This is a genomic window from Sandarakinorhabdus sp. (assembly GCF_987265915.1).
Window position 1 is genome coordinate 1,851,740 of record NZ_OZ503948.1, and the last position, 23,128, is coordinate 1,874,867.

The window sequence follows — 23,128 nt, forward strand, 5'->3', positions numbered from 1 at the left end:
GGCATAGTTTTCAATTCTGGCTGCCAAAGCAAGATACAGATTTATAGCCGCCTTATGTCGAGTTGACGGGATTTCCAATCTTCCAGGGTCCTGCCACCAGTCCAACCTCATTAGGTCGATCGAATTCTCAGTCTGGCTGAGTTTGCTTAGTGGCGGGCTGCCCCCATCGTACACGACCTCAGCAAGGCGGTCAGCCTGGAGAGCAGTAAGACCATTTACATCAAGCATAACATCACATCCGGAACGTGCCGAAGCGCGTTTCGGCTACCTGCTGCTGCAACGACGCCGCGAGGCTCAGCGCCACCACGGCGCGTGTGTCTTCCGGCGCGATGATGCCATCGTCCCACAGCCGGGCGCTGGCATGCAAGGGATGGCCTTCGCGTTCATATTGGGCGCGGATCGGCGCCTTGAACGCCTCTTCCTCGGCGGCCGATTTGAAACCGCCGCCTTTCACCGTCGCCAGCACGCTCGCCGCCTGTTCGCCGCCCATCACGCTGATCCGCGCATTGGGCCACATCCACAGGAAGCGCGGGGCGTAAGCGCGGCCGCACATGCCATAATTGCCGGCACCGAAACTGCCGCCGGTGATCACCGTGATCTTCGGCACGGCAGCGCAGCTGACAGCCGTGACCAGCTTGGCACCATGCTTGGCGATGCCTTCATTCTCGAACCGGCGGCCGACCATGAAGCCGCTGATATTCTGCAGGAACAGCAGCGGAATGCGGCGCTGGCAGGCCAGTTCGATGAAATGCGCGCCTTTCTGGGCGGATTCGCTGAACAAGATGCCGTTGTTGGCGATGATGCCGACCTGGTAGCCTTCGATTTCGGCAAAGCCGGTCACCAATGTTTCGCCATAGCGCGGCTTGAATTCATGCAGTTCGGAGCCGTCCACCAGCCGGGCGATGATCTCGCGCACGTCCACCGGTACGCGGGTGTCAATGGGGGCGAGCGCGTTGAGTTCGCTGGTGTCAAACAGCGGTGCCCGCGCCGGTCCGGGCAGCACAGCGCGCGGCGCAGGGAAGGTGGCGACGATGCGGCGGGTGATATCCAAGGCATCCTGATCATTTTCGGCGAGGTGATCGGCCACGCCCGACAGCCGCGTGTGCACATCGCCGCCGCCCAGTTCCTCGGCGGTCACTTCTTCGCCAGTGGCGGCCTTCACCAGCGGCGGGCCGCCCAGAAAGATCGTGCCCTGATCCTTCACGATGATCGATTCGTCGGCCATCGCCGGCACATAGGCACCGCCAGCGGTGCAACTGCCCAGCACGGCGGCGATCTGCGGGATGCCTTGCGCGCTCATATTGGCCTGGTTGAAGAAGATGCGGCCGAAATGCTCACGATCGGGGAACACTTCGTCCTGGCGCGGCAGGTTGGCGCCGCCGCTGTCCACCAGATACAGGCAGGGCAGGCCATTTTGCGCCGCGATTTCCTGGGCGCGCAAATGCTTCTTCACCGTCAACGGATAGTAACTGCCACCCTTCACCGTCGCATCATTGGCGACGATCACGCACAGCCGGCCCGCCACTTGGCCAACGCCGGCGATCAGGCCGGCGGCCGGCACATCCTCGCCATAGACATCATGGGCGGCGAACTGGCCGATTTCGAGGAAGCCGGTGTGCGGATCGAGCAGCGCCTCGACGCGCTGGCGCGGCAGCAGCTTGCCGCGCGCCACATGTTTTTCGCGGGAGGCCTGCGGGCCGCCCAGCGCGATGCGCGCGGCTTTCTCGCGCAGATCGCTGACCAGATCGGCCATGGCGCTGGCCGTGGTGCGCGCGGAGGGGGGCAGGGGTTGGCCAATGCGGGGCATGTTATGGGTATAGGCGGCACCGCGGCAGTCGCCAAGTGGCGCAGAGTCAGGCCATCTGTCAGGCGCGCTGCCAACCTTGTTCGCCGCGCCGCACACCGAAACTGGCGGTGAGCCGGTCATCGCTTAGCACCTCGGCCGGCCGGCCATCGGCCACCAGCCGGCCGCCATCGATCAGCAGCAGGCGATCGCAGCGCGCCGCCAGATCGAGATCGTGCAGTGCCAGCACGACGCCGGTGCCGCGGCCCCCAGCTTCTGTCGATGCCTCGGCGGCGAGCAGGGCCATCACGTCGAGGCGATGGCCGGGATCGAGGTTGGCAATCGGCTCATCAAGCACCAGCCACGCCGGCCGCGCCACCAGCGCGCGCGCCAGCAGCACGCGGGCGCGCTCACCGGTGGAAAGCAGGTTGACGGCGCGGGTGGCGAGATGAGTTGCGTCACAGGCGGCCAGTGCGGCAGCGACGGCGTGTGCATCGGGCGCGGCACCGGGACCGAGGCCGAGCGCAACCAGCGCGCTCGCCGTCATCGGCCAGACGGCATCGCGGCTGGCCGGCAGCCAGGCCAGGGTGCGCGGGTGCGGCCGCACAGGCTGGCCGTCGATCAGCACCGTGCCGGGGCCGCTCGACACGCCGGCCAGCGCGCGCAGCAGCGTGGTCTTGCCGGCGCCATTGGGGCCGATCACGCCGGTGACGCGGCCGGGGTGAAGGGCCAGTGTGAGGGGTGCCAGCATGGGCGGGCGGGCGAGGGCGACGGCTTCAAGCATCAGCGCCCCTTCAGGATCAGCCAGAGGAAGAAGGGCGCGCCGATCAGCGCCGTGAGCACGCCGAGCTTGAGATCAAGCCCGGCCGGCAGCAATCGGATGGCGATGTCGGCGGCGAGCAGCAGCGCTGCGCCGGCCAGCGCCGCCGGCACGATCGCCGCGCCGGGGCGATGGCCCACGAAGGGCCGCACAAGATGCGGCACCACCAGCCCGACAAAGCTGATGCTGCCCGCCACCGCCACGCCAGCACCGGTGACCAGCGCAATGCCGATCACGACACGGGCCCGCACCGCTGGCAGCGCGATGCCCATGGTCTGCGCCACCTCCTCGCCCAGGGTCAGCGTGTCCAGCGCCGGTCCGCTCCGCACCAACAGCACGAGGCCAAGCCCGATCAAAGGCGCCGCCACCAGCAACTGCGGCAGCGTGCGATCAGAGAGGCTGCCCATCAGCCAGAACATCAGATCATAAAGCGCGAACGGCGACGGCGCGAGGCTGAGCGCCAGATTGATGGCCACGCCGAACAAGCTGGCCACCGCAACGCCGGCCAGCACCAGCCGCGTGGTGCTCGCGCCTCTGCCGGCCAGCGCCAGCAGCAGGATCAGGCCGCCGCCGGCCCCGGCCAGGCTGCCCAGCGCCATGCCGGCAAGGCCGAAGCCAAGGAAATAGCCGGCGAGCACGGCGCCCAATGCCGCGCCGCTCGATGGCCCCAGCACATCGGGGGAGGCCAGCGGATTGCGCAGCAGCGCCTGCGCCGCCGCACCCGCCGCGCCCAGGCCAGCGCCGATGGCCAGCGCCAGCCCGGTGCGCGGCAGCCGCAATTCCACGAACAGGGTGCGCGCCAGTTCGGGATCGCGGGCGTGGACTGCAGCCAAGTCCACCGGCCCGATGGCCAGCGACGCGACCAGCAGCGTCGCGCACAACAGGGCGAGGCGCAGGTTCATGGCTTCAGCGCCGCGCGCAAGCGGCGGATTTCGGCCGGCATGGCCGCCCCGCCGCACAGGAAGGCGCGGCCATCGGTTGCGATGCGGCGGCTGGGCATCCGGGCCAGCGCCGGGTGGCTGGTCCAGGCGTGCGGTTGCGAAAACTGGCCGGGGCGATAGGTGTTGATGACCAGCACGGCCGGCGGATCGGCAAGCAGCGCCTCCATCGCCACCGGGCCGGATTGGCGCTGAGCCAAGCCGGCGAGCCGCAGCCAGCCGGCGGCCAGCCCGCCCATGGCTGGCGCCAGACCGCCGCCGCCGAGCATCAGCGCCGCGATCGGCGCAGCCGGCGCGGTGCGGCCAAGCGATTGCACGTCGCGTGCAAACGCCGTGCCGGCGGCGGGATTGCCGACCAAGGCGGCAATCTGCTGCACCTGGCGCGCCACGTCGGCGGGGCTGTGCGGATAGGGCAGGGCGATCAGGCTGATGCCCAGCCGGCGGGCGAGGGCGGCGTCTTGCGGGCTGGCGCCCATGGTGAGCACCAGATCGGGCGCGGCGCCGATCACATCGCCCAATTGGCCATTGTTGGTGGCGAGCCCGCGCGCCTGACCGGCCAGCGGGCTTTCCTGGCGGTCAGCGCCCAGCCGGCTGATGCTGGCGATCTGGTTCGGCCGGGCGGTGATCAGCAGATATTCGTCGGTGCACAGGTTCAGCGAGACGATGCGGGCAGGGGTGGCGGCAACCGAAGTTGCCGCCAATGCCAGCAAGGCCGCAGCGGCCCTCACAGCCGGAACCGCACCCCACCGTGCGCGGTGATGCCTGGGCCGCGATAGGCAAACACATCGATCTGCTTCGCATCAGCTGCATTTTCGATGCGCACGGTCAGGTCGATCCTGTCGGTCAGATGCCAGGCACCGGCGATTGTCACCAGCGTATAGGCCGGCAGCGTCACGGGCACGAAACGGGCGAAATCCGTATCACCGCGGGCGCCGGTGATGGCCGCCGCAGCGGACAGATCGAAGCGCTTGCCCGTGTAGGCCAGCGCAACGCTGCCGCTGTGGCGCGGGCGGCGGACCTCGCGCACAGCCAAGGCGCCCGCCACCTGCTGCTGATCGGCATCCAGCCAGGTGTAGCTGGCGGTGAGGTTCAGTCCGTCGGCCAGGCTCGCTGCGCCGGCCACTTCGATGCCGCGCCGCTTGCTGCGCCCCGACGCGTTGGCGACGCCGGACTGGAAGGTGGTGCTGTTGAAGGTGCCGATGATTTCATTGTCCAGCGTGGCGTCAAAGGCGGTCACGTCGAGCCGGTGGCGGCCATTGTCCCAGCCGATGCCGGCCTCCACGCTACGGCTGCGTTCGGGGGTCAGATTGGGGTTGCCACTGAATGATCCGGGGAAAAAGCCGAACTGATCGAAGAAGGTCGGATCGGCGATGCCGGTGCCATGGGCGGCGTGCAGGCGCAGTTGGCCGATCGGGGCGATAGCGTCAAAGCGCACGGTGGTCACATCGGCGAAGCGGTCGTTCAGGTCGCGGCGCACGGCGGCCCCGGCCGAAAAGCCGCTGGCATTCAGGCGATATTCGCCGATCAGGCTGGTCTGGCGGCGGCGCTGGCGCTGGTTCGATGCGGCATTGGCGTTGGCATCGATGCTTTCGAAGCGCTCGGTTTCCACATCGAGTGCAGCGGTGACACGGTGCTGGGCGCCCGCTGCAGCGAACCGACCGCTCGATTGCAGGCGGAACAGGTCACGCTCGCCATCGCTGCGGTTCTGGAAGGCGCCGGCGCGGCGGTTGCTGTTGTCGGCGCGCACCGCCATGAAGCTGGCCTTGGTGATCCAGCGTCCCTCGAACGGATCGAGTGCGGCTTCGGCACGCAGCGCGGTCTGGCGGCTGCGGGTGGAGAGTGGCTCGTCGCGCGGCACGCCGGTGACGAAGTTGAAGCCATCGAAACGCGAGGTCGAATCCTGGTGGCGGCCGACCAGCAGCAGGGTGAGCGCCGGCAGCGCCCGCCATTCCAGCCGGCCATGCGCCGTCACATTGTCATAGCCGTCGCTGTCGCCGCCCACACGCGCGATGTCATAGCCATCGGTCGAAAGCCCCGATACCTGCGCGCTGACGGTCACATCCTTGCCGGCCCAGCCGCCGCCGATGCCGCCGCGGTACGTACCGAGGCTGCCGCCCTGCACCTCGCCATACAGCAACGCCCCGCGCACAGGTGCGCGGGTGGTGATGCTGATCACCCCGCCGATGGCCTGGCTGCCCCACAGTGCGCTTTGCGGTCCGCGCAGCACTTCAATGCGGCCCACCCCGTGGCTGAGCAACGTATCGATGCGAAACTCGCCCGACGAGGCCGGGTCATTCATCTCGATGCCGTCGATGAAGGTGATGCTGTGATTGGCCTCGGCGCCGCGGATGCGAATTTGCGTCTGCGCCCCCAAGGGCCCGGTTTGGGCGACGGCGACGCCGGGGATGAGAGTGAGATAATCCTTCACCAGCGGCAGCGACAGGCCTTCGATCTGCGGCTGGCTGATTTGGCTGATGCTGATGCCGGTTTCGGCCAGTTGCAACGTGGTGCGGCTGGCGGAGACGGTGATCGGCGCCATCGTTTCAACGACGCGGATGGGTTGGTTATTGGGCGCAGGAGTCGAGGCTGCAATGGCCGCTTGGCCGGCAAGCATGACAAGGGAGAGCATCTGGCATGACCTTTCGTTCAGGCCGGCACTTTGGCCGGACGTGTGGCGACACGAAGTCGCCACGAACGAAAGGGCGGGCAGGGCGTGCGCCTGCCTGTCCTCGTCACATGCGCTGCTGGTCCCGGCAGGCATGGGGCGACCCCGAAAGGCGCCAAGGCCAATCGGGGAACGGCAGGTCTCCTGGCTCGCGGCTCGTAACGCTGGCGTGCCGTCTTCCCGGTTGCCCAGTGACATGTGGCACAGCAGCTGGCCGCTTACAGTTGCGGGTACAGCGCCGGACTTGAGGTTTCCCCCGCACCGGCTTCCCTATTCTCCCGCCGGTCAAGGCGGGCACCGTTCGCGGGCAGGGTTACGCCTGTTGCCAAGCTGTGGTCAAGCCGCTAAGGCGCATCCCTTTCCAGGGCCGGTCGGAACCGGTCCACAGCAAGGAACCTCCCCATGAAGTCCGGCATTCACCCCAAGTATCACACGATTACCGTCAAGATGACCGACGGCTCTTCCTATCAGACCCGCACGACCTGGGGGAAGGAAGGCGATGTGATGACCCTGGAAATCGATCCGACCAGCCACCCGGCCTGGACTGGCGGCACCGGGCGCATGCTGGACGCCGGCGGCCAGGTGGCGCGCTTCAACAAGCGTTTTGCCAGCTTTGGTTTGGCGAAGAAGTAACGCGCAGCGCGGCGCGCAAATAGCGCAGCTATTTGCCGACTCGCGCCAGCGCGGACGGCGAGTGAAAAAGGCGGCCCCTGCAGGCCGCCTTTTTTGACTCTTCCGACGGCGCGGCTTTGCCGCGCTCTTCCTTCTTTTTCCTTCGAAAAACAAACGGACCCGGCGGCTTCGCCGCCGGCCGTACGCGCAACAGCAAAGCGCGGTCCCGGCGGCACAGCCCCACCCCCAGCCCCTCCCCTCAAGGGGAGGGGAGGTTAGCTGGCCATCATCGCCTTCGCCGCCGCATAGTCCGCCTTGCCATTGGGTGCGCGCGGGACTTTCTTCACCACCAGCACGGTCTTGGGCGTCTTGTAGCCGGCGAGATGCAGGCGCACATGCGCGCGCAGTTCCTCGATATCCACCGGCCCTTGCGCTTCGACCACGGCGCTGACGGCCTGGCCCCATTTTTCATCCGGCACGCCGAACACCAGCGCGTCTTCGATGGCGGGGTGGGTTTTCAGCGTTTCTTCCACCTCTTCGGGGAAAACCTTCTCGCCGCCAGTGTTGATGCATTGGCTGCCGCGTCCCAACAGGGTGAAGCTGCCATCGGCTTCGATGATGGCGAAATCACCGGGGATCGAATAGCGCTTGCCGTCGATTTCCGGGAAGGTGGCAGCGCTCTTCACCGGATCCTTCCAGTAACCGCGCGGGATCAGGCCGCCGCGCGCAATGCGGCCCATGGTGCCGGGCGGCACCGGCTTCATGTCGTCGCCGATGATCAATGTGTTGCCATCGGCCATGAACTTGGTCGGCGCGCCGGCATTGTCGGCAGTCTGTGCGGCGGCGCCGAGGCCAAGGCCTTCGGAGGAGCCGAGCGAGTCGACGATCATCATGGTGCGCGCGTGCCCGAGCAGGCCGGCCTTGACCTCCGGCGACCACATGGTGCCGGACGAGATCATCACATTCAGCGTGGCGATGCTGCCGATGCCGGCATCGAGCGCCTTCAGCAGCGGCCGGGCAAAGGCATCGCCGACGATGACCGCATAATCACAGTATTCACGCTGACAGGTGGTGGTGGCTTCACCCGGATCGAAATTGGCGCCTGGCAAGGTGACGACCGTGCCGCCCTTGCACAGCGTGGCCAGCGCGATGATCAGGCCGGTACCATGCATCAACGGTGGCAGCACCAGCGCGCGTTGCCGGCCGACCGCAGCAGCAATATCAGCAGCGTGGGCAGCGAGCGAGTCCGGTGACAACCCGGCGGTGCCAGCGTTCATCAATTGCCACAGCGCGCCCTGATCCCACATCACACCCTTGGGCAGGCCGGTGGTGCCGCCGGTGTAGATGAACAGCATGTCGGTAGGGTCATGCGCCTGCGGGGCCAGCGCATGACCGGCCGCGGCGACCGCATCGAAATCCTGCGCGAAAGCTTCGGTGTCGCCGCCCACCTGCAACCAGCATCTGGCCGAAAGCCGCCCGCGGATCGAAGCGACCAGGGGCGCAAATTCCGCATCATAGATGACCACGGCGGAATCGCTGTTGTCGAGGATGTAGAACAGCTCTTCCCCGGTGTAGCGATAATTCACGTTCACATGGACCAGCCGGGCGCGCAGGCAGGCGATCAGCCCTTCGACATAGGCCGGGCCATTGCGCATCAGCAGCGCGCAGCGATCGCCAGGCACGGCCCCGGCGGCCAACATGGCGGCGGCCAGGCTGGCGCTGCGTTGCCCGACATCGGCCCAACTGCGCCGCATGTCCCCATGAATCAACGCCGGCAGCGCCGGATCGACAGCAGCGACAACCGTTTCGATGACGGCGCCCAGGCTCATTTCTTGTGGCATGGCTCGTCCTCCCCACCGCGCACTCTATGGGCGCAGGCGGGCAGGGCAAGCCTGAACTTGTTGGGAGTCAGCTGTCCGGCTGCAACAATTTGTGCAGATGGACCACGACATATTTCATGGTGGCGTCGTCCACGGTGCGCTGGGCATTGGCGCGCCAGGCGGCTTCGGCGTGCGCATAATCGGGGAAAATGCCGACGATATGCAGATCGTCGGGATTGGTGAAATCCATGCCTTGCGGATCGGCCACGCGGCCGCCGAACACCAGATGCAATTTGCTCATACGCGGGGGTCTAGCGGGGCAGGCGCTCAGGCGCCAGTGGTGTTCACCGCATAGTCGCCCTGCAAGCGCTGCATGGTTGCAGCGAACCAGGTTTCGAATTCGGGGCCGGCCCAGGCGCGGTGGTTGCCGACGGCATAGCATTCGCCGTTGCGCATGTAGAATTCGGCGTTGATGCGATTGGGCAGCCGGTTGTTGCGCGTGGCGATCACCTTGGCCGGGCTGCCGACCACGATGCTGTCCGGCGGCACCTGGGTGCCATCCTTCAGATAGGCATGCTGGCCGACGATCGATCCGGCGCCGACATGGCTGCCGTTGTAAACAGTGGCGTTGATGCCGATCAGGCAATGATCACCGATGGTGCAGCCATGCAATGTCACATGGTGGGTCACGCTGGTATAGGCGCCCACGATCACCGGTTTGCCGGGATCGGTGTGGATCATCACGAAATCCTGAATATTGGCACCTTCGTGGATCTCGACATGGGCGGTTTCAGCGCGGATCACCGCGTTGCACCAGACGCTGGCGCGGGGGCCGATGGTGACATGGCCATAGATTTGCGCCGAGGGATGGACGTATGCAGTCGGGTGAATCTCGATCCGGCTCGTCATTTGCTTCCCGCCTGCACCGCCAGGCTCTTGGCGTTGGCGCTCTTCAGGAAGGCCACCAGCGCATCAAAGCCGTTCTTGGCGATGTAACTGGTGAAATCGGCTTCCTGCGTCAATGACAGATTGACGCCGCCGACCACCAGATTGTTGACCTGCAATTTGCCATCTGTGTTCTTCACCTGCCAGATCGTGTCGATCGGCTGCGCGCCGGGGCGGGTGACGCGGGTATAGACCTCGGTGAAGGGGCCGCGCCCGATGGTGCGCTGCACCTGCACCCGCGCGTCGGCATAATCATACAGCCGATCAGCATAGGCGTTGAGCACGAATTCCGGGAAAGCGGCGCGATAGGCCGCAAGCTGGGCCGGCGTCAGACCAGCGCGCTGCCGGCGGATCAGGCGCATGCCGATATCATCAAGCGCCACATCGCGCTGCAGGATCTGCCGGAATTTGGCGCGGGCGGCCTGCCGATCGATCGCCTTGTTGCGCAGGATGGCGAAGCCTTCGCCCACCAACGCCTCGACGAACGGCCGCGCTGCCGGGTCGCCGGGGCTGGCCGCGGAGGCAGCGCCCACCTGCGCCGCCGCCGGCAGCGCAGGCACGCCGAGCGCCGCAAGAAGGCTGATGATGGCAATGAAGGGCTGTTTCATGGGCACCGGCATTGGCAGCAAATGGTTGAACCGGAGATTAAAGCCCGGTCACCCGCTTGGCGAGCGCCCCAAGACTGCGCCGTTCGGAATCGCTGCTGGGGAACAGCATGGCCAGCGCCGCGCCAGCGGCCAGGCCGGCGAGAATGGCCAGCACCGGATTTTCGGTGACCAGTTCCCGCGCATCCGCCGTGCTGCTGGCAACGGAGGCGGGCGGCACATCGTCATAATCGGTGTAGCCAGCCAGATCATTGTCGATATCCAGCTCCGCGCGCGAAATGCGGCCGCCGGCATAGACCGCCAGCCCGACGGCGGCCACGGCAGCCCCCACCACCACCGGATGCGCCTTGACCAGGCCGGTGGCATCCCGCGCCAGTTCCGTGCCGCGGGCTTTGGCGGCGTTCAGGGCATCGTCCATGATGCGGCGCGGTGTCAGCCGTTCCGCCAGATCATTGACGCCATCGGCCAGCCGGGCACCGGCATCGTCGGCGGCACGGGCGAGGTCTTCGATGGTGGCCTGCTCAGTCATGCGCTTTGTCCTTCTGGGCGTCGCCGCCATTGTTGGCCAATCCGGCGAACCGGTCAATCTGGCCCGCCAATGCCGCAATGCTCCGGCGCGGCGCAAGATTGGTCTGCTCCAATCGCGACAGGCCGGTCCAGCCCAGCGCCAGGCCCGCGCCGGCGGCGACCACCGCGACGATGGCCGTGGCCGCCGTGGCACCGACCAGTTCAGCCAGCGCCAGCACGGCGGCGACCAGCAATAGGGTCATGCCGATCATCAGCAATCCCATCGCGGCCGCCAGCATCAGCAACGGCCCGCGCAGGGAACCGAAATTGGCCTTGAGTTCAGCCGAGGTCAGCCGCGCCAGCGCCTGCAGCAGGGTCAGCAACCCCGCAATCAGATGGCGCGGCTGCATGATCAGCGGGGACTTTGGCGGAATCATCAATCTTGCGAAGCCTTTGCGATGCGGCCGATCAGGAAGCCGACAGCAATCGCCAGGCTCACGGCCACAACTGGCTGCGCGCGCACCAGTTCCCGGCCATCTTCCACCAATTCCTCCACTGATTTTTCGGCCAGCGTATCGGCAATGGTGTCGATGGTATCCGTGGCATTGCCGATGAACCGCTTCACCGGCACGCCATTGTCGCCCAGCGAATCGCCGATATTGTCGCCCAACAATTCGGCCAGCGATTTCAGGCCGCGCACCTGGCCAACCAGGCTGTCGCGCGCGTCTTCGACCAGCATGGTCAAGCGGCCGCGCGCCAGATCGGTGAGCATGTGCAAGCCGGCATTGGTCGGCGCCGCAACCTTGCTGGCGGGTTTGCGGACGGCGGGAATGGCCACGTCATCGGGCGACCAGTCATCAGACCAGTCAGCAGCGTCGATCGGCAACGGATTGGTGGCGGGATCGATCATGCTCATCAAAGCGCTACTCCTGGGCTCGCGGATGCTTGCCCGCACCGGCAACCCCCTCTATCTGGCCTGTCACGCGCTGCGGTTCAAGGCCGACGGTGTCCAGTTTCCCGTTCCAGAAGGGCCAGACCGCCATGACTGCCATCGTCGATATCCACGCCCGCGAAATTCTCGACAGCCGCGGCAATCCCACTGTCGAAGTCGATGTGGTGTTGGCCGATGGCTGCACCGGCCGTGCGGCCGTGCCGTCGGGCGCCTCCACCGGCGCGCACGAAGCGGTTGAACTGCGCGATGGCGACAAGGCGCGGTATCTGGGCAAGGGCGTGCTCAAGGCCGTGGCGGCGGTGAATGGCGAGATTTTCGATGCGCTGGCCGGCATGGAGGCCGAGGAACAGGGCGCCGTCGATGCCGCGATGATCGAACTGGATGGCACGGCCAACAAATCGCGGCTGGGGGCCAATGCCATATTGGGCGTCAGCCTGGCGGTGGCAAAGGCGGCGGCGGATTCGCGCGGCCTGCCGCTGCACCGCTATGTCGGCGGCGTGTCGGCGCGGCTGCTCCCCGTTCCGATGATGAACATCATCAACGGCGGCGCCCATGCCGACAACCCGATCGACGTGCAGGAATTCATGGTGATGCCGGTGGGTGCCGGCAGCATCGCCGAAGCCGTGCGGTGGGGCGCGGAGATTTTCCACACGTTGAAAGCCGAGCTGAAGGCGCAAGGCCACAACACGGCGGTGGGTGACGAAGGCGGCTTTGCGCCCAATCTGAATGGCACCCGCGCTGCGCTGGATTTCGTGATGGCCGCGGTAACGAAGGCCGGCTTCGTGCCTGGCGAGAATGTCATGCTTGCGCTCGATGCGGCGGCGACCGAATTCTTCAAGGATGGCCACTATCATCTGCACGGCGAAGGCCTGACCCTCAGCCCGGCGCAGATGGCGGAATATTGGGCCAGCCTGTGCGGTGACTATCCGATCCTGTCGATCGAGGACGGCATGAGCGAAGACGATATGCTTGGCTGGAAGATCCTGACCGACAAATTGGGCGGCAGTGTGCAACTGGTGGGCGATGATTTGTTCGTCACCAATCCGGCGCGGCTGGATCAGGGCATCAAGGATGGCCTGGCCAATGCGCTGCTGGTGAAGGTCAACCAGATCGGCACGCTCACCGAAACGCTGAGCGCCGTCGATCTGGCGCACCGCAACCGTTATCGCACGGTGATGTCGCACCGGTCCGGCGAAACCGAAGACGCCACCATCGCCGATCTGGCGGTGGCCTGCGGCTGCGGTCAGATCAAGACCGGCAGCCTGGCGCGTTCGGACCGGTTGGCCAAATACAACCAGTTGATCCGCATCGAGGAAGAGCTGGGCAGTGAAGCGGTCTACGCCGGGCGGTCGGTGCTGCGCTAAGGGGGAATTCCCACCCCCAGCCCCTCCCGCAAGCGGGAGGGGCGCCGTTTAGGCTGGTGGAGCGCGCGTCCTGCGGTGCCGACCTGCTCCCCTCCCGCTTGCGGGAGGGGCTTGGGGGTGGGTTTCGAACGCGCTAACCTTGCCGCGAAGGCGACACGCCACTATCCCTCGCCATGTGCGCTGCCTTTTTCTGTCCTTGTGCCTGATACTTGCCGCGCCGGCCTGGGCCGCGCGCATCACGGCCATCGAAAGCCAGGCTGGCCGGGTGATCATCACCGCCGATGGCCCGTTGCCGGCGGCGCAGGCCTTTGCATTGGCGGAGCCGTTTCGGCTGGTGGTGGATTTCGTCGGCGTGATCGATCCGTTGACGGCGCCGGGCAGCAACAGCGTGGCCGCGCTGCGCGCCGCGATGTTTGCGCCGGGCACGGCGCGGCTGGTGATCGATCTGAAGGCGCCGGTGATCATCCGCGAGGCGCGGGCCAGCGGCAACCAGGTGGTCATCGCGCTGGAGCGCACGGACCCTTCCGTGTTCGCCGCCACCGTGGCGCGTGGCCGCCGGCCGCTGGCCTTGCTGCGAAGCGATGGCCCACCGCCACCGCCGACGGTGGCCACCGGCGCGTTCAACCTGCCGGACAATTTCGGCCGCAAGCCCGATGCTGGGCCGCCAGCGGTGGTGGTCGAACCCGCAGCTACCCCTGCGCCGGAGGCTGAACCGGAGCCGGCCAGAGCCGAACCCGGCAAGGCTCGCGTCCCGGCGCGGCGGGGGCGCGGCGGCAACAAGCCGCTGGTGGTGATCGACGCCGGCCATGGCGGCAAGGATGTCGGCGCGATCGCCGTGAGTGGCGGTTATGAAAAAGAGGTAACGCTGGCCATCGCCCGCGAAGCCGCGCGCATCCTGCGCCAATCGGGCCGGGTGCGGGTGAAGCTGGTGCGCGAGGATGATCGCTTCATTCCGCTGGGCGGGCGGGTGCGCATCGCCCGCGATGCCCGTGCCGATCTGTTTGTTTCGGTGCATGCCGACAGTGCGCCCAACGATGGCGCCCGCGGCGCGTCGGTCTATACGCTGTCTGCCGTGGCCAGCGATGCCATCGCCGAACGCCTCGCGGCGCGCGAAAACAAGGCGGACATCATCGGCGGCGTCAATCTGGGGGTTGAGGCGCCGGAGGTCGGCGAGATCATGGTCGATCTGGTGCGGCGCGCCACCGGCAATGTCTCGTCGGAATTTGCCGAACTGTTGCAGGATGATCTCGAACGCGAAGGCGTCAACTTTCGTGGCCAGTTCCACCATTTCGCCGCCTTTGCCGTGCTGAAGGCGCCCGATGTGCCGTCGGTACTGCTGGAAACCGGCTATGTGACCAACAAGGATGACGCCGAGCGGCTGTTTTCCAATGATGGCCGCAAGCGGCTGGCCAAGGGCATCGCCCGCGCGATCGAACGGCATCTGACCGGTGAGTAGGGCTATCGCTGCGCGCGGCCGGCGGCTATTCGGGGCCGCGTGAAGCGATTGCGCCGCCTTGTGCTGATTGTCGTGCCGCTGCTGCTGGCCGGCACACTCTATTGGCAGGCGACCACTGGCCTGCCGGCGGAGGCCGAATTGGCGGCATTCAGCCCGGCGCTGCCTTCCACGGTGCGCGACGTGAACGGCTTGGTGGTGACCAGCTACAGCCGCGAGCGCCGCATTTTCGTGCCCTATGATGAACTGCCGCCGCGGCTGGTGCAGGCCTATGTTTCGGCCGAAGACAAGACCTTTTTCGAACATGGCGGCATCGATTGGGTGGGCCTGGCCGGCGCAGTCGTCACCAATGTCCAGGCGGTGTTTACCGACAAGCGGCCGATCGGGGCCTCGACGATCACCCAGCAGGTCGCCAAATCGCTGGTCGGCAACGAAGTGTCGCTGTGGCGCAAACTGCGCGAGGCGATCTTGGCGCGGCGGCTTGAAGCGGTGCTGACCAAGCAGCAGATCCTGGAGTTGTACCTCAACCAGATTTTCCTGGGTCGCAACGCCTATGGCGTGGAGGCCGCGGCGCAATCCTATTTCGGCAAGTCCGTCGATCAGCTCGATCTGGCCGAGATGGCCTATCTCGCCATCCTGCCCAAGGCGCCCTCCACCTATGATCCGGTGCGCCAGCGCGCGCGGGCGCTGGCGCGGCGCGATTATGTGCTGGGCCAGATGCTGGCCAATCGCCAGATCAGCGAGGCCGAACGCGCGGCTGCCGCCGCAATGCCGCTCAACGCCATCCCCAATCGTGCCATTGCGCGCAGCCGCGACGATTATTTCATCGAGGATGTGCGCCGCACGCTGATCGCCAAATATGGCGATGCGCAGGAGGATGGCCCGAACAGCATCTATGGCGGCGGGCTGTGGATTCGCACCTCGCTCGATCCCCTGATGCAGGCGGCGGCCGAAACCGCCATGCGCGATGGCATGACCCGTTATGAATCGCAGCGAGCCTGGCGCGGACCGGCCGGGCATATCGAACCGGGCGATGGCTGGCAGAACCGCCTGTCGGGCGTGGCGGTGGCGCTGGGCTATCCGCGCTGGGTGAAGGCAGTGGTGCTGTCCAAACGCGGGCTGGACAGCACGATTGGCCTTTCCGATGGCAGCACCGGCATATTGCCCGGTCGCAATGCCGCCAAGCCCTATCGTGCCACCCAGCGATCGGCGGCGCAGGTGTTGCGGCCCGGCGATGTGATCATCGTGACGCGCACGGGCGCTGGTTGGGCGCTGCGACAGACGCCAGAGATTTCCGGCGGCATGGTGGTGGAGGAAGTCGCCACCGGGCGGGTGCGGGCGATGGTGGGCGGCTTTGATGCGCGCGCTCAGGCGTTCAATCGCGCCACCCAGGCCAATCGCCAGCCCGGATCGACGTTCAAGCCGATTGTTTATGCGACCGCGATGGACAATGGCTTCACGCCGGCCAGCATCGTCGTTGATGGGCCCTATTGCGTGTTCCAGACCAAGCTGCTTGGCACCAAATGTTTCCGCAATTTCGAAAATATGCGCGGTGCGGGCGCGCAGACCTTGCGCTGGGGCCTGGAACAATCGCGCAACCTGATGACGGTGCGCATTGCGGATGCCACCGGCATGGATCGCATCGTGGCGCAGGCCAAGGCGCTGGGCATCGGCGATTACCAGCCGGTGCTTTCGATTGCCTTGGGGGCTGGCGAAACCACGGTGATGAAGCTGACCAACGCCTATGCGCAGATTTTCAACCAGGGCCGGCGGCTGGAACCCGGCCTGATCGATTATGTGCAGGATCGCAGCGGCAAGGTGATCTGGCGGCGCGACACCCGCGGCTGCCCGGGTTGCAATGCGCCGGCCTGGAACGGCGGGGCGATGCCGCGGCCGCAGGGGCGCGTGCAGCAGGCCATTGACGCCCGCACCGCCTATCAGATCGTGCATGTGATGGAAGGCGTCATCCAGCGCGGCACCGGCACGGCGTTGGCGGTGCTGAACCGGCCGCTCGCCGGCAAGACCGGCACCACCAGCGGCCCCAATGATGTGTGGTTCGTCGGCGGCACCCCCGATATCGTCGCCGGCCTGTATCTGGGCTATGATCAGCCGCGCAGCCTCGGTGCCTATGCCCAAGGTGGCACCACCGCCGCCCCGATCTGGCGGCAATGGGGGGAGGCGGCGCTGAAGGACTGGCCCAAGCGCCCGTTCGCGATTCCGCCCGGTGTGCGCATGGTGCGCATCGACCGGCGCAGCGGGCAGCGCGTGTTCGGCCTGTGGCCCGATCCCGGCCCGCGCCCGGCGGTGATCTGGGAAGCGTTCAAACCCGAAAGCGAACCGCGCCGCACGGGGCGCGCGCAAGATGTGCTGGCGCGGCGCGCCTCCACGCGGGTGCGATCCGACGCGCAGTTCCTGGAGCAGGAAGGCGGGATCTACTGAGTTCTTGCGCGCCGCGCGCCACCCCTCTATCCCGCTGCCTCTGTTTCATTGGACCCAAGACATGAGAGCCGAAGCCGAATCCGCTGCCCTCCAGATCAAGCAGGCGCTCGACCTGCTGAGGAGGTCTCTTTGACTGGGATCGTGCCCTCCGCCGCCTAGATGAACTGAACGCGCGGGTTGAAGACCCGAAGCTGTGGGACAATCCCAAGGCTGCCCAAGCCTTGATGACCGAGCGGCGGCGGCTGGATGAAGCCATCACTGCGACGCGCAGCATCGAACGCGATCTGGCCGACACCAGCGAACTGATCGATATGGCCGAAGCCGAAGGCGACGAGGCGCTGGTCGAAGATGGCGTCGCCGCGCTGAAGGCGCTTGCTGCCAAGGCCGAGACCGACAAGGTGGCGGCGCTGCTGTCGGGCGAGGCCGACAACAACGACACCTATATCGAAATCAACAGCGGCGCTGGCGGCACCGAAAGCCAGGATTGGGCCAGCATGCTGCTGCGCATGTACCAGCGCTGGGCCGAAAAACATGGCTACAAGGTCGAGTTGATGGATTTCAACAGCGGCGAAACCGCGGGCATCAAGAATGCCACGCTGCTGGTGAAAGGCGCCCAAGCCTATGGCTGGGCCAAGACCGAAAGCGGCGTGCACCGGCTGGTGCGCATCAGCCCCTATGACAGCGCGGCGCGGCGGCATACCAGCTTTGCCAGCGTGTGGGTCTATCCGCAGGTGGATGATGATATCGAGATCGAGGTGAAGGAAAGCGATCTCAGGATTGATACCTACCGGGCGTCGGGCGCCGGCGGCCAGCATATCAACACCACCGACAGCGCCATCCGCATCACGCACGTGCCCACCGGGGTGGTGGTGGCGTGCCAGAATGAACGCAGCCAGCACAAGAACCGCGCCACGGCGATGAAGATGCTGAAAGCGCGGCTCTATGAGCGCGAACTCGCCATTCGCGAAGCCGAAGCCGCCAAGACCGAAGCCAACAAGACCGATATCGGCTGGGGCCACCAGATCCGATCCTATGTGCTGCAACCCTATCAGCTGGTGAAGGATCTGCGCACCGGGGTCACCTCCACCAGCCCGGATGATGTGCTGGACGGCGATGTCGATCCGTTCATGGCCGCCGCCCTGTCACAGCGGGTAACCGGCGACGCGGTGGACGTGGACGACGTGGATTGATCCGTGTCGATTGATCAGCGGCGCAAGCTGATCTCGCTTTCGGCATCGACATAACGCCATTCCTCACTGGCGCGCAGGTCAGCCAGCATCGTCTGGAAGGCCGGTTCGGCGTCCGGGGCGAATTCGAACCAGGTGAGGAAATCGAAGGTCTCGCCAAGGTCTCGGCTGTGATAGAGGCGCCGCAGAACCGCGGGCAGCACCGACAGGCCGATGCGCGTATGCTGCGCGCGCGCAAAGATCGCCAGCCGCTCATCCTGCGCCATCCCCCACCAGGCGGCATTCTTGCGCATCGGAATCAGCACGGCACAGCGATCCTCGCGATTCGCCGGCGCGCCATTGGCCAGCAGCACGGAGCGTTCGGCAGCGGTGGTGTAGCGCAGATTGCTGGTAAAGCCGCGGGCACGCCAGCGCGGCGCGCCCATCGGAAACGCATCCGGCCCGATCGACAGGCGGGCGAACGCCGGGATGGGCGGGCCAACCAGTGTGCGCTGGCTGACCACACGCCAGGGGCCAACATCGCCACCGGCAAACAGGCTGATATTCGTCATCATGGCAGCAGGTTCGCTGCCAATGCGGCGCTGGTTACGCGAATTGGGCCATATAGCGCGCCAACCCGGAATCGAGATCGGCAATCAGATCGTCCACATCCTCCAGCCCGATCGACAGGCGCACGATCGGGCCGGGCAGGGGGGTGTGGGTGGCTGTGCGGATGCGGTCAAGCTCCACCGGCAGCACCAGCGATTCATAGCCGCCCCAGGAAAAACCGATGCCGAAATGCTGGAGCCCGTCGATCAGCGCAGCGGTGTGCGGCCGGCTGCCCTGATTCAGAACACAAGCAAACAGGCCGGTGGCGCCGGAAAAATCCCGTTTGAACAACGCGTGCTGCGGGTGGGACGGCAAGCCAGGGTGCCAGACGCGATCGACCGCCGGATGGCTTTCCAGCCAGCGCGCGATGCGCAGTGCCGATTGTTCATGCCGGTCCAGCCGCAGGCCCAATGTGCGCAGGCCGCGCAGCACCAGCGCCGTATCATCGGCCGAGACATGATGGCCGAGCCGGTAACTGGTGGCCTTCAGGGGCGGCCACATCGCAGCGGTTGCCGTCGCGCTGCCCATCATCACATCGCTGTGGCCGGCCACATATTTGGTCAGCGCCTGGATGCTGATGTCCACGCCCAGCGCCAGCGGTTGCAGGCGCAGCGGCGTGGCCCAGGTGTTGTCGATGATGGTGGTGATGCCGCGCGCGCGCGCGACCGCTGTGATCGCCGGCAGGTCCTGCACTTCGAACGACAGCGATCCCGGCGATTCCAGCAGGATGGCACGGGTTTGCTCAGACACCAGATCGGCAATGCCGGCGCCGCAGCAGGGATCGACATAACGGGTGCTGATGCCCAGCGGCTTCAGCAGCTGATCGGCGAACGTGCGGCTGGGTTCATAGGCACTGTCGGTGACCAGCAGCTCATCGCCGGCCTTCAGGCAGCTCAGCAAGCTGGCGGTGATGGCCGCCACGCCCGACGGGAACAGCTTGGTGCCGGCGGCGCCCGGTTCCAGCGCAGTCAGTGCGTCTTCCAGCGCCCAATGGCTCTGCGTGCCGCGCCGGCCATAATAGAGCCCGGCATCGGGATCACGCAGCGCGGCATCAAGATCGGCGAGATTGTCGAACAAGATGGTCGAGGCGCGCGCCACCGGCGGATTGACCATGTCGTGCGCGTGATCCCGGCCGGCCTGCGCCAGCTGGGTGCCGATGCCGAGGGTGGACAGGTCGGTTGGAATTGGTCGGCGTGCGGTCATATTCGAAATTCACCTTCACCCCCCGGATCAAGTCCGGGGCAGGCCTTTCGGCGAAGACGCCGAGTCGCCCTCTCCCGTCAGCCGTAGGCGACGCAAAGCGTCAACGGAGAGGGGTTATGCCCCTGTCACCACCGGATTGTGCGGATGCGCGCCCCATTCGCTCCAGCTGCCATCATAGACCGCAACATTGGCCTTGCCGAGCAGCGCAGCGCCGAAAGCCAGCACCGGCGCCGTGATGCCGGACCCGCAAGTGGCCACCAGCGGCTTGGCCAGATCGATATTGGCCGCGTCGAACAGCGCCTTGATCTCGGCTGCTTGCTTGTAGGTGCCATCCTCGGCGAACAACGCCGAATAGGGGATGTTGCGCGATCCGGGCATATGGCCGGGGCGCACGCCGGGGCGCGGTTCGGGCTCGGCACCGGCGAAGCGGCCGGCGCCGCGCGCGTCCACCACCTGTTCGGCCTTGGTGCGCAGATTCTCGGTCATCTGGCCCATGTCCCGCACCAGGCTCTTGTCGGCCCAGACGGTGAAGTGGCGATGGCGCACGATCGGCTTGCCACTTTCGACCGCGCGGCCTTCGCCCTGCCATTTGCCGAAACCGCCATCCAATATGGCAACCTCGTGGGCACCGAACAGGTTGAACATCCACCACACCCGCGCCGCCGAATGCAGCGGGCTGTTGTCATAGATGACGATGCGGCTGCCATCGCCCAGGCCCAGCGCCTGGCAGCGTGAGGCGAATTTCTCCGGCGGCGGCAACATGGTCGGCAAGGGATTCGCAGTGTCCGACACCTCCTCGACATCGAAGAATACGGCGCCAGGGATATGGGCGGCTTCGAATTCGGCGCGGGCGTTGCGGCCAGACCCCGGCAGGAACAGCGTGGCATCGATGATCCGCAGGTCTGATTTGCCCATCTCTGCGGCAAGCCAATCAGTGGACACCAGAAGGTTCATGCGTCACTCCCCGCGGATCATTGTTCCGTCCGCTGCTGAGGTGACATAATTACGCGTTGCCCGCATGTCACCCCCAAGCGGTGCGAAGATGAAGATATGGAGACGATAAGTGGTGGACGTGTTGCATCTTGGCCAGACCTCAGGCTTGCCCGCCAGCCCCGAAGCGGCCGTGCTGGATTATCCGCCCAATCCGCGACCGGATGCGCTGTATCTGGTGCGCTTCACCTGCCCGGAATTCACCTCGCTGTGTCCGGTGACGGGTCAACCGGATTTCGCGCATATCGTCATCGATTATGTGCCGGCCGCGACCATTGTCGAATCGAAGGCGCTGAAGCTGTTTCTGGGCAGTTTTCGCAACCACGCCGGCTTTCATGAGGATGTGACCGTGGGCATCGGGCAGCGGCTGGTGGCAGAAATGCGCCCGGTCTGGCTGCGCATCGGCGGTTATTGGTATCCGCGCGGCGGCATCCCCATCGATGTGTTCTGGCAAAGTGGCCCGGTGCCTGATGGGCTGTGGTTGCCCGATCAGGGCGTGCCGACGTATCGCGGCCGGGGATGAATTGGGGGGACTTTGATGATTCGCACGATCTTGGCGGCCATATTGCTGGCCGGCAGCGCAGCGGCGCAAACCGCGGATAGCCAGCTAAAGGCGATTTACGACGCGGAATGGCAGTGGCGGCTGGGGCAGACCGGGCAGCAGCAGGCCGGGATCGAGACCAGGCCGGGCAATCGCCTGTCGTGCGTGACGCCGGCCTGCCAGGCGCAGCGCCGGGCCTATTGGCAAGATGTGCTCAAGCGCATGGCCGCGATTCCCGATGCCGATCTGTCGCCAGAAGAGCGGCTGAACAAGGCGGTGCTGACCGAATCGCTGCGCAGCGAAGTGATGAGCATCGGCTGGCGCCAGTATGAAATGCCGATCAACAGCGACAGCAATATCTGGAGCTATCTGCCGGCGCAGGCGGCATTCCGCACACCCCAGGAATATCGAAACTATCTCAGCCGTTTGCGTGACATGCCGCGCTATTTTGATGAGCATATGGCCAACATGAGCGCCGGGGCCAAGCGCGGTTTCACGCCGCCGGCGGTGACCATGGTCGGCCGTGACGAGACGCTGGCGGCACAGATCAAGCCCGCGGCGGACAGCCCCTTCTTTACGCCCTTCCGGTCGATGCCGGCGCAGATGCCGGCAGTCGAACAGGAGGCGATGCGCGCCGAGGCGCGGCTGGTGATCGATACCATCGTCAATCCGGCGCAGACGCGGCTGCTGGGCTTCCTGCGCAGCGAATATCTGCCGGCGACGCGAAAGACGACCGGCGCGCGGGATTTGCCGGATGGCCTCAACTATTATCGCGATCAGATCCGCGAATATACCACGCTCGATCTGGCGCCGGCCGACGTTCATGCGCTTGGCCTGCGCGAAGTGGCGCGCATCGATGCCGATATGCAGCGCACCATGCGTGAGGCCGGCTTCACCGGTGATTTCAAGGCATTCCTGGCCTTCCTGCGCACCGATCCGCAATTTTATGCGCGCACGCCGCGCGAGCTGCTGGGGTTTTCGGCGCTGGTGATGAAGAAGATGGATGGCAAGCTGGATCAGGTGTTCACCACGCTGCCGCGCTATCGCTTCACCCTGCGCCCCGTGCCGGATGCGATCGCGCCGGTCTATACGTCGGGGCGCGGTGGGCTCGATGCCTGCTTCATGAACACCTATGATCTGAAATCGCGGCCGCTCTACAATCTGGTGGCGCTCACGCTGCATGAATGTGTGCCCGGCCACAGCCACCAGGCCGCAATGGCACTGGAGGCGCCCGCCCGCCCGGCGTTCCGGCGCCGCACCTATTTCTCCGGCTATGGCGAGGGCTGGGGCCTCTATACTGAATGGCTGGGCACCAAATTGGGCATGTACGAAACGCCCTATGAGGAATTCGGCCGCGAAACCTTTGAAATGTGGCGCGCCGCGCGGCTGGTGATCGATACCGGCCTGCACACCATGGGCTGGAGCCGCGACCAGGCCATCGCCTATCTGGAAGACCATACCGCGCTGTCGCGTCGCGATATCGAAGTGGAAGTGGACCGCTACATCAGCTGGCCGGGCCAGGCGCTGGCCTACAAATTGGGCGAGCTGAAGATCCGCGAGCTGCGCGCGAAGGCCGAGGCTGAACTGGGCCCGCGCTTCGACCAGCGGCCGTTCCACGATACATTGCTCGGCATGGGCAGTGTGCCGCTGCCGGTGATGGAGGCGGAAATGCTGGCCTGGATCGCGCGGGAGAAGGCCAAGCCGGCGCCGTGATGG

22 protein-coding genes and 1 riboswitch are annotated in these 23,128 nt (G+C 66.0%); of the genes, 7 read left to right on the forward strand and 15 right to left on the reverse strand.

All coding sequences use genetic code 11. The annotated features are described in order from the left end of the window. Positions 1 to 232: 232 nt before the first annotated feature. From AC6UUM_RS08985 to AC6UUM_RS09005, 5 genes are all read right to left on the reverse strand, one after another. Positions 233 to 1,753 (reverse strand): carboxyl transferase domain-containing protein, encoded by a 1,521-nt coding sequence (locus AC6UUM_RS08985; RefSeq protein ID WP_500804940.1) that lies wholly within the window; start codon positions 1,751 to 1,753, stop codon positions 233 to 235. Between the two features lie 112 nt (positions 1,754 to 1,865). Beyond that, positions 1,866 to 2,567, reverse strand: a complete 702-nt coding sequence (locus AC6UUM_RS08990; protein WP_500801946.1) for an ABC transporter ATP-binding protein — start codon at positions 2,565 to 2,567, stop codon at positions 1,866 to 1,868. Further along, positions 2,567 to 3,505, reverse strand: coding sequence for a FecCD family ABC transporter permease (locus AC6UUM_RS08995; protein WP_500801947.1), 939 nt, complete (start codon positions 3,503 to 3,505; stop codon positions 2,567 to 2,569). The genes AC6UUM_RS08990 and AC6UUM_RS08995 overlap by 1 nt, the downstream gene beginning before the upstream one ends. Then, a complete protein-coding gene (locus tag AC6UUM_RS09000; protein ID WP_500801948.1) occupies positions 3,502 to 4,242 on the reverse strand; it encodes an ABC transporter substrate-binding protein in 741 nt (246 codons plus the stop codon). Before AC6UUM_RS09000 ends, AC6UUM_RS08995 begins: the two co-directional genes overlap by 4 nt. A gap of 23 nt (positions 4,243 to 4,265) precedes the next feature. Beyond that, positions 4,266 to 6,080: a TonB-dependent receptor plug domain-containing protein gene (locus AC6UUM_RS09005; RefSeq protein ID WP_500801949.1), complete on the reverse strand. Its 1,815-nt coding sequence runs from the start codon at positions 6,078 to 6,080 to the stop codon at positions 4,266 to 4,268. A 243-nt stretch (positions 6,081 to 6,323) separates the two neighbouring features. Further along, positions 6,324 to 6,523, reverse strand: a riboswitch (cobalamin riboswitch). A gap of 85 nt (positions 6,524 to 6,608) precedes the next feature. On the opposite strand from AC6UUM_RS09005, the gene rpmE reads away from it, so the two are divergent. Further along, positions 6,609 to 6,839 (forward strand): 50S ribosomal protein L31, encoded by a 231-nt coding sequence (rpmE, locus tag AC6UUM_RS09010; protein ID WP_500801950.1) that lies wholly within the window; start codon positions 6,609 to 6,611, stop codon positions 6,837 to 6,839. 254 nt (positions 6,840 to 7,093) lie between these two features. Here the strand turns inward: rpmE and AC6UUM_RS09015 are convergent, their stop codons facing one another. The 7 genes from AC6UUM_RS09015 to AC6UUM_RS09045 form a co-directional block, all read right to left on the reverse strand. Then, positions 7,094 to 8,659 carry an AMP-binding protein gene (locus tag AC6UUM_RS09015; protein WP_500801951.1) on the reverse strand — a complete coding sequence of 522 codons (1,566 nt, stop codon included), beginning with the start codon at positions 8,657 to 8,659 and terminating at the stop codon, positions 7,094 to 7,096. Between the two features lie 67 nt (positions 8,660 to 8,726). Continuing rightward, a complete protein-coding gene (locus tag AC6UUM_RS09020; protein ID WP_500801952.1) occupies positions 8,727 to 8,939 on the reverse strand; it encodes a DUF4170 domain-containing protein in 213 nt (70 codons plus the stop codon). 26 nt (positions 8,940 to 8,965) lie between these two features. Then, positions 8,966 to 9,547: a gamma carbonic anhydrase family protein gene (locus tag AC6UUM_RS09025; RefSeq protein WP_500801953.1), complete on the reverse strand. Its 582-nt coding sequence runs from the start codon at positions 9,545 to 9,547 to the stop codon at positions 8,966 to 8,968. Beyond that, positions 9,544 to 10,191 carry an MlaC/ttg2D family ABC transporter substrate-binding protein gene (locus AC6UUM_RS09030; protein ID WP_500801954.1) on the reverse strand — a complete coding sequence of 216 codons (648 nt, stop codon included), beginning with the start codon at positions 10,189 to 10,191 and terminating at the stop codon, positions 9,544 to 9,546. The genes AC6UUM_RS09025 and AC6UUM_RS09030 overlap by 4 nt, the downstream gene beginning before the upstream one ends. A 37-nt stretch (positions 10,192 to 10,228) precedes the next feature. Then, positions 10,229 to 10,717, reverse strand: a complete 489-nt coding sequence (locus AC6UUM_RS09035) for a hypothetical protein (protein WP_500801955.1) — start codon at positions 10,715 to 10,717, stop codon at positions 10,229 to 10,231. Further along, a complete protein-coding gene (locus AC6UUM_RS09040; RefSeq protein WP_500801956.1) occupies positions 10,710 to 11,105 on the reverse strand; it encodes a phage holin family protein in 396 nt (131 codons plus the stop codon). The genes AC6UUM_RS09035 and AC6UUM_RS09040 overlap by 8 nt, the downstream gene beginning before the upstream one ends. A gap of 26 nt (positions 11,106 to 11,131) precedes the next feature. Beyond that, a complete protein-coding gene (locus AC6UUM_RS09045; protein WP_500801957.1) occupies positions 11,132 to 11,611 on the reverse strand; it encodes a hypothetical protein in 480 nt (159 codons plus the stop codon). 125 nt (positions 11,612 to 11,736) lie between these two features. On the opposite strand from AC6UUM_RS09045, the gene eno reads away from it, so the two are divergent. The 4 genes from eno to prfB all read left to right on the forward strand — a co-directional run bounded on the left by eno (position 11,737) and on the right by prfB (position 18,093). After that, positions 11,737 to 13,011, forward strand: coding sequence for a phosphopyruvate hydratase (eno, locus tag AC6UUM_RS09050; RefSeq protein ID WP_500804941.1), 1,275 nt, complete (start codon positions 11,737 to 11,739; stop codon positions 13,009 to 13,011). 175 nt (positions 13,012 to 13,186) lie between these two features. Further along, the gene (locus AC6UUM_RS09055; protein WP_500801958.1) at positions 13,187 to 14,467 is read left to right on the forward strand and encodes an N-acetylmuramoyl-L-alanine amidase; all 1,281 of its coding nucleotides are present in this window, start codon (positions 13,187 to 13,189) and stop codon (positions 14,465 to 14,467) included. A gap of 39 nt (positions 14,468 to 14,506) precedes the next feature. Then, positions 14,507 to 16,903, forward strand: a complete 2,397-nt coding sequence (locus AC6UUM_RS09060) for a penicillin-binding protein 1A (protein ID WP_500801959.1) — start codon at positions 14,507 to 14,509, stop codon at positions 16,901 to 16,903. A 61-nt stretch (positions 16,904 to 16,964) separates the two neighbouring features. Beyond that, a protein-coding gene (prfB, locus tag AC6UUM_RS09065) for a peptide chain release factor 2 (RefSeq protein ID WP_500801960.1) occupies positions 16,965 to 18,093 on the forward strand; the annotation gives its coding sequence in 2 pieces (ribosomal slippage) (positions 16,965 to 17,033 and positions 17,035 to 18,093; 1,128 coding nt in all). Between the two features lie 14 nt (positions 18,094 to 18,107). Here prfB and AC6UUM_RS09070 read toward each other — a convergent pair. From AC6UUM_RS09070 to sseA, 3 genes are all read right to left on the reverse strand, one after another. Then, the gene (locus AC6UUM_RS09070) at positions 18,108 to 18,644 is read right to left on the reverse strand and encodes a chlorite dismutase family protein (protein ID WP_500801961.1); all 537 of its coding nucleotides are present in this window, start codon (positions 18,642 to 18,644) and stop codon (positions 18,108 to 18,110) included. Between the two features lie 31 nt (positions 18,645 to 18,675). Then, a complete protein-coding gene (gene metC, locus AC6UUM_RS09075) occupies positions 18,676 to 19,881 on the reverse strand; it encodes a cystathionine beta-lyase (RefSeq protein ID WP_500801962.1) in 1,206 nt (401 codons plus the stop codon). A gap of 114 nt (positions 19,882 to 19,995) precedes the next feature. Continuing rightward, positions 19,996 to 20,835 (reverse strand): 3-mercaptopyruvate sulfurtransferase, encoded by an 840-nt coding sequence (sseA, locus tag AC6UUM_RS09080; protein ID WP_500801963.1) that lies wholly within the window; start codon positions 20,833 to 20,835, stop codon positions 19,996 to 19,998. Between the two features lie 112 nt (positions 20,836 to 20,947). On the opposite strand from sseA, the gene queF reads away from it, so the two are divergent. Together queF and AC6UUM_RS09090 are read left to right on the forward strand one after the other, a co-directional pair. Beyond that, entirely contained in the window at positions 20,948 to 21,394 is a 447-nt protein-coding gene (queF, locus tag AC6UUM_RS09085; RefSeq protein WP_500804942.1) for a preQ(1) synthase, read from the forward strand. 15 nt (positions 21,395 to 21,409) lie between these two features. After that, positions 21,410 to 23,125, forward strand: a complete 1,716-nt coding sequence (locus tag AC6UUM_RS09090) for a DUF885 domain-containing protein (protein WP_500801964.1) — start codon at positions 21,410 to 21,412, stop codon at positions 23,123 to 23,125. The last annotated feature ends 3 nt before the right edge of the window (positions 23,126 to 23,128 follow it).

Coding starts and splice junctions, on each gene's coding strand:
- AC6UUM_RS09040 (WP_500801956.1), bottom strand. CDS start 11,105: ATGCAGCCGCGCCATCTGATTGCGGGGTTGCTGACCCTGCTGCAGGCG.
- AC6UUM_RS09015 (WP_500801951.1), bottom strand. CDS start 8,659: ATGCCACAAGAAATGAGCCTGGGCGCCGTCATCGAAACGGTTGTCGCT.
- AC6UUM_RS08990 (WP_500801946.1), bottom strand. CDS start 2,567: ATGCTTGAAGCCGTCGCCCTCGCCCGCCCGCCCATGCTGGCACCCCTC.
- AC6UUM_RS09090 (WP_500801964.1), top strand. CDS start 21,410: ATGATTCGCACGATCTTGGCGGCCATATTGCTGGCCGGCAGCGCAGCG.
- AC6UUM_RS09035 (WP_500801955.1), bottom strand. CDS start 10,717: ATGACTGAGCAGGCCACCATCGAAGACCTCGCCCGTGCCGCCGACGAT.
- AC6UUM_RS09025 (WP_500801953.1), bottom strand. CDS start 9,547: ATGACGAGCCGGATCGAGATTCACCCGACTGCATACGTCCATCCCTCG.
- AC6UUM_RS09070 (WP_500801961.1), bottom strand. CDS start 18,644: ATGATGACGAATATCAGCCTGTTTGCCGGTGGCGATGTTGGCCCCTGG.
- AC6UUM_RS08985 (WP_500804940.1), bottom strand. CDS start 1,753: ATGGCCGATCTGGTCAGCGATCTGCGCGAGAAAGCCGCGCGCATCGCG.
- AC6UUM_RS09030 (WP_500801954.1), bottom strand. CDS start 10,191: ATGAAACAGCCCTTCATTGCCATCATCAGCCTTCTTGCGGCGCTCGGC.
- eno (WP_500804941.1), top strand. CDS start 11,737: ATGACTGCCATCGTCGATATCCACGCCCGCGAAATTCTCGACAGCCGC.
- AC6UUM_RS08995 (WP_500801947.1), bottom strand. CDS start 3,505: ATGAACCTGCGCCTCGCCCTGTTGTGCGCGACGCTGCTGGTCGCGTCG.
- AC6UUM_RS09045 (WP_500801957.1), bottom strand. CDS start 11,611: ATGAGCATGATCGATCCCGCCACCAATCCGTTGCCGATCGACGCTGCT.
- sseA (WP_500801963.1), bottom strand. CDS start 20,835: ATGAACCTTCTGGTGTCCACTGATTGGCTTGCCGCAGAGATGGGCAAA.
- AC6UUM_RS09005 (WP_500801949.1), bottom strand. CDS start 6,080: ATGGCGCCGATCACCGTCTCCGCCAGCCGCACCACGTTGCAACTGGCC.
- rpmE (WP_500801950.1), top strand. CDS start 6,609: ATGAAGTCCGGCATTCACCCCAAGTATCACACGATTACCGTCAAGATG.
- metC (WP_500801962.1), bottom strand. CDS start 19,881: ATGACCGCACGCCGACCAATTCCAACCGACCTGTCCACCCTCGGCATC.
- AC6UUM_RS09020 (WP_500801952.1), bottom strand. CDS start 8,939: ATGAGCAAATTGCATCTGGTGTTCGGCGGCCGCGTGGCCGATCCGCAA.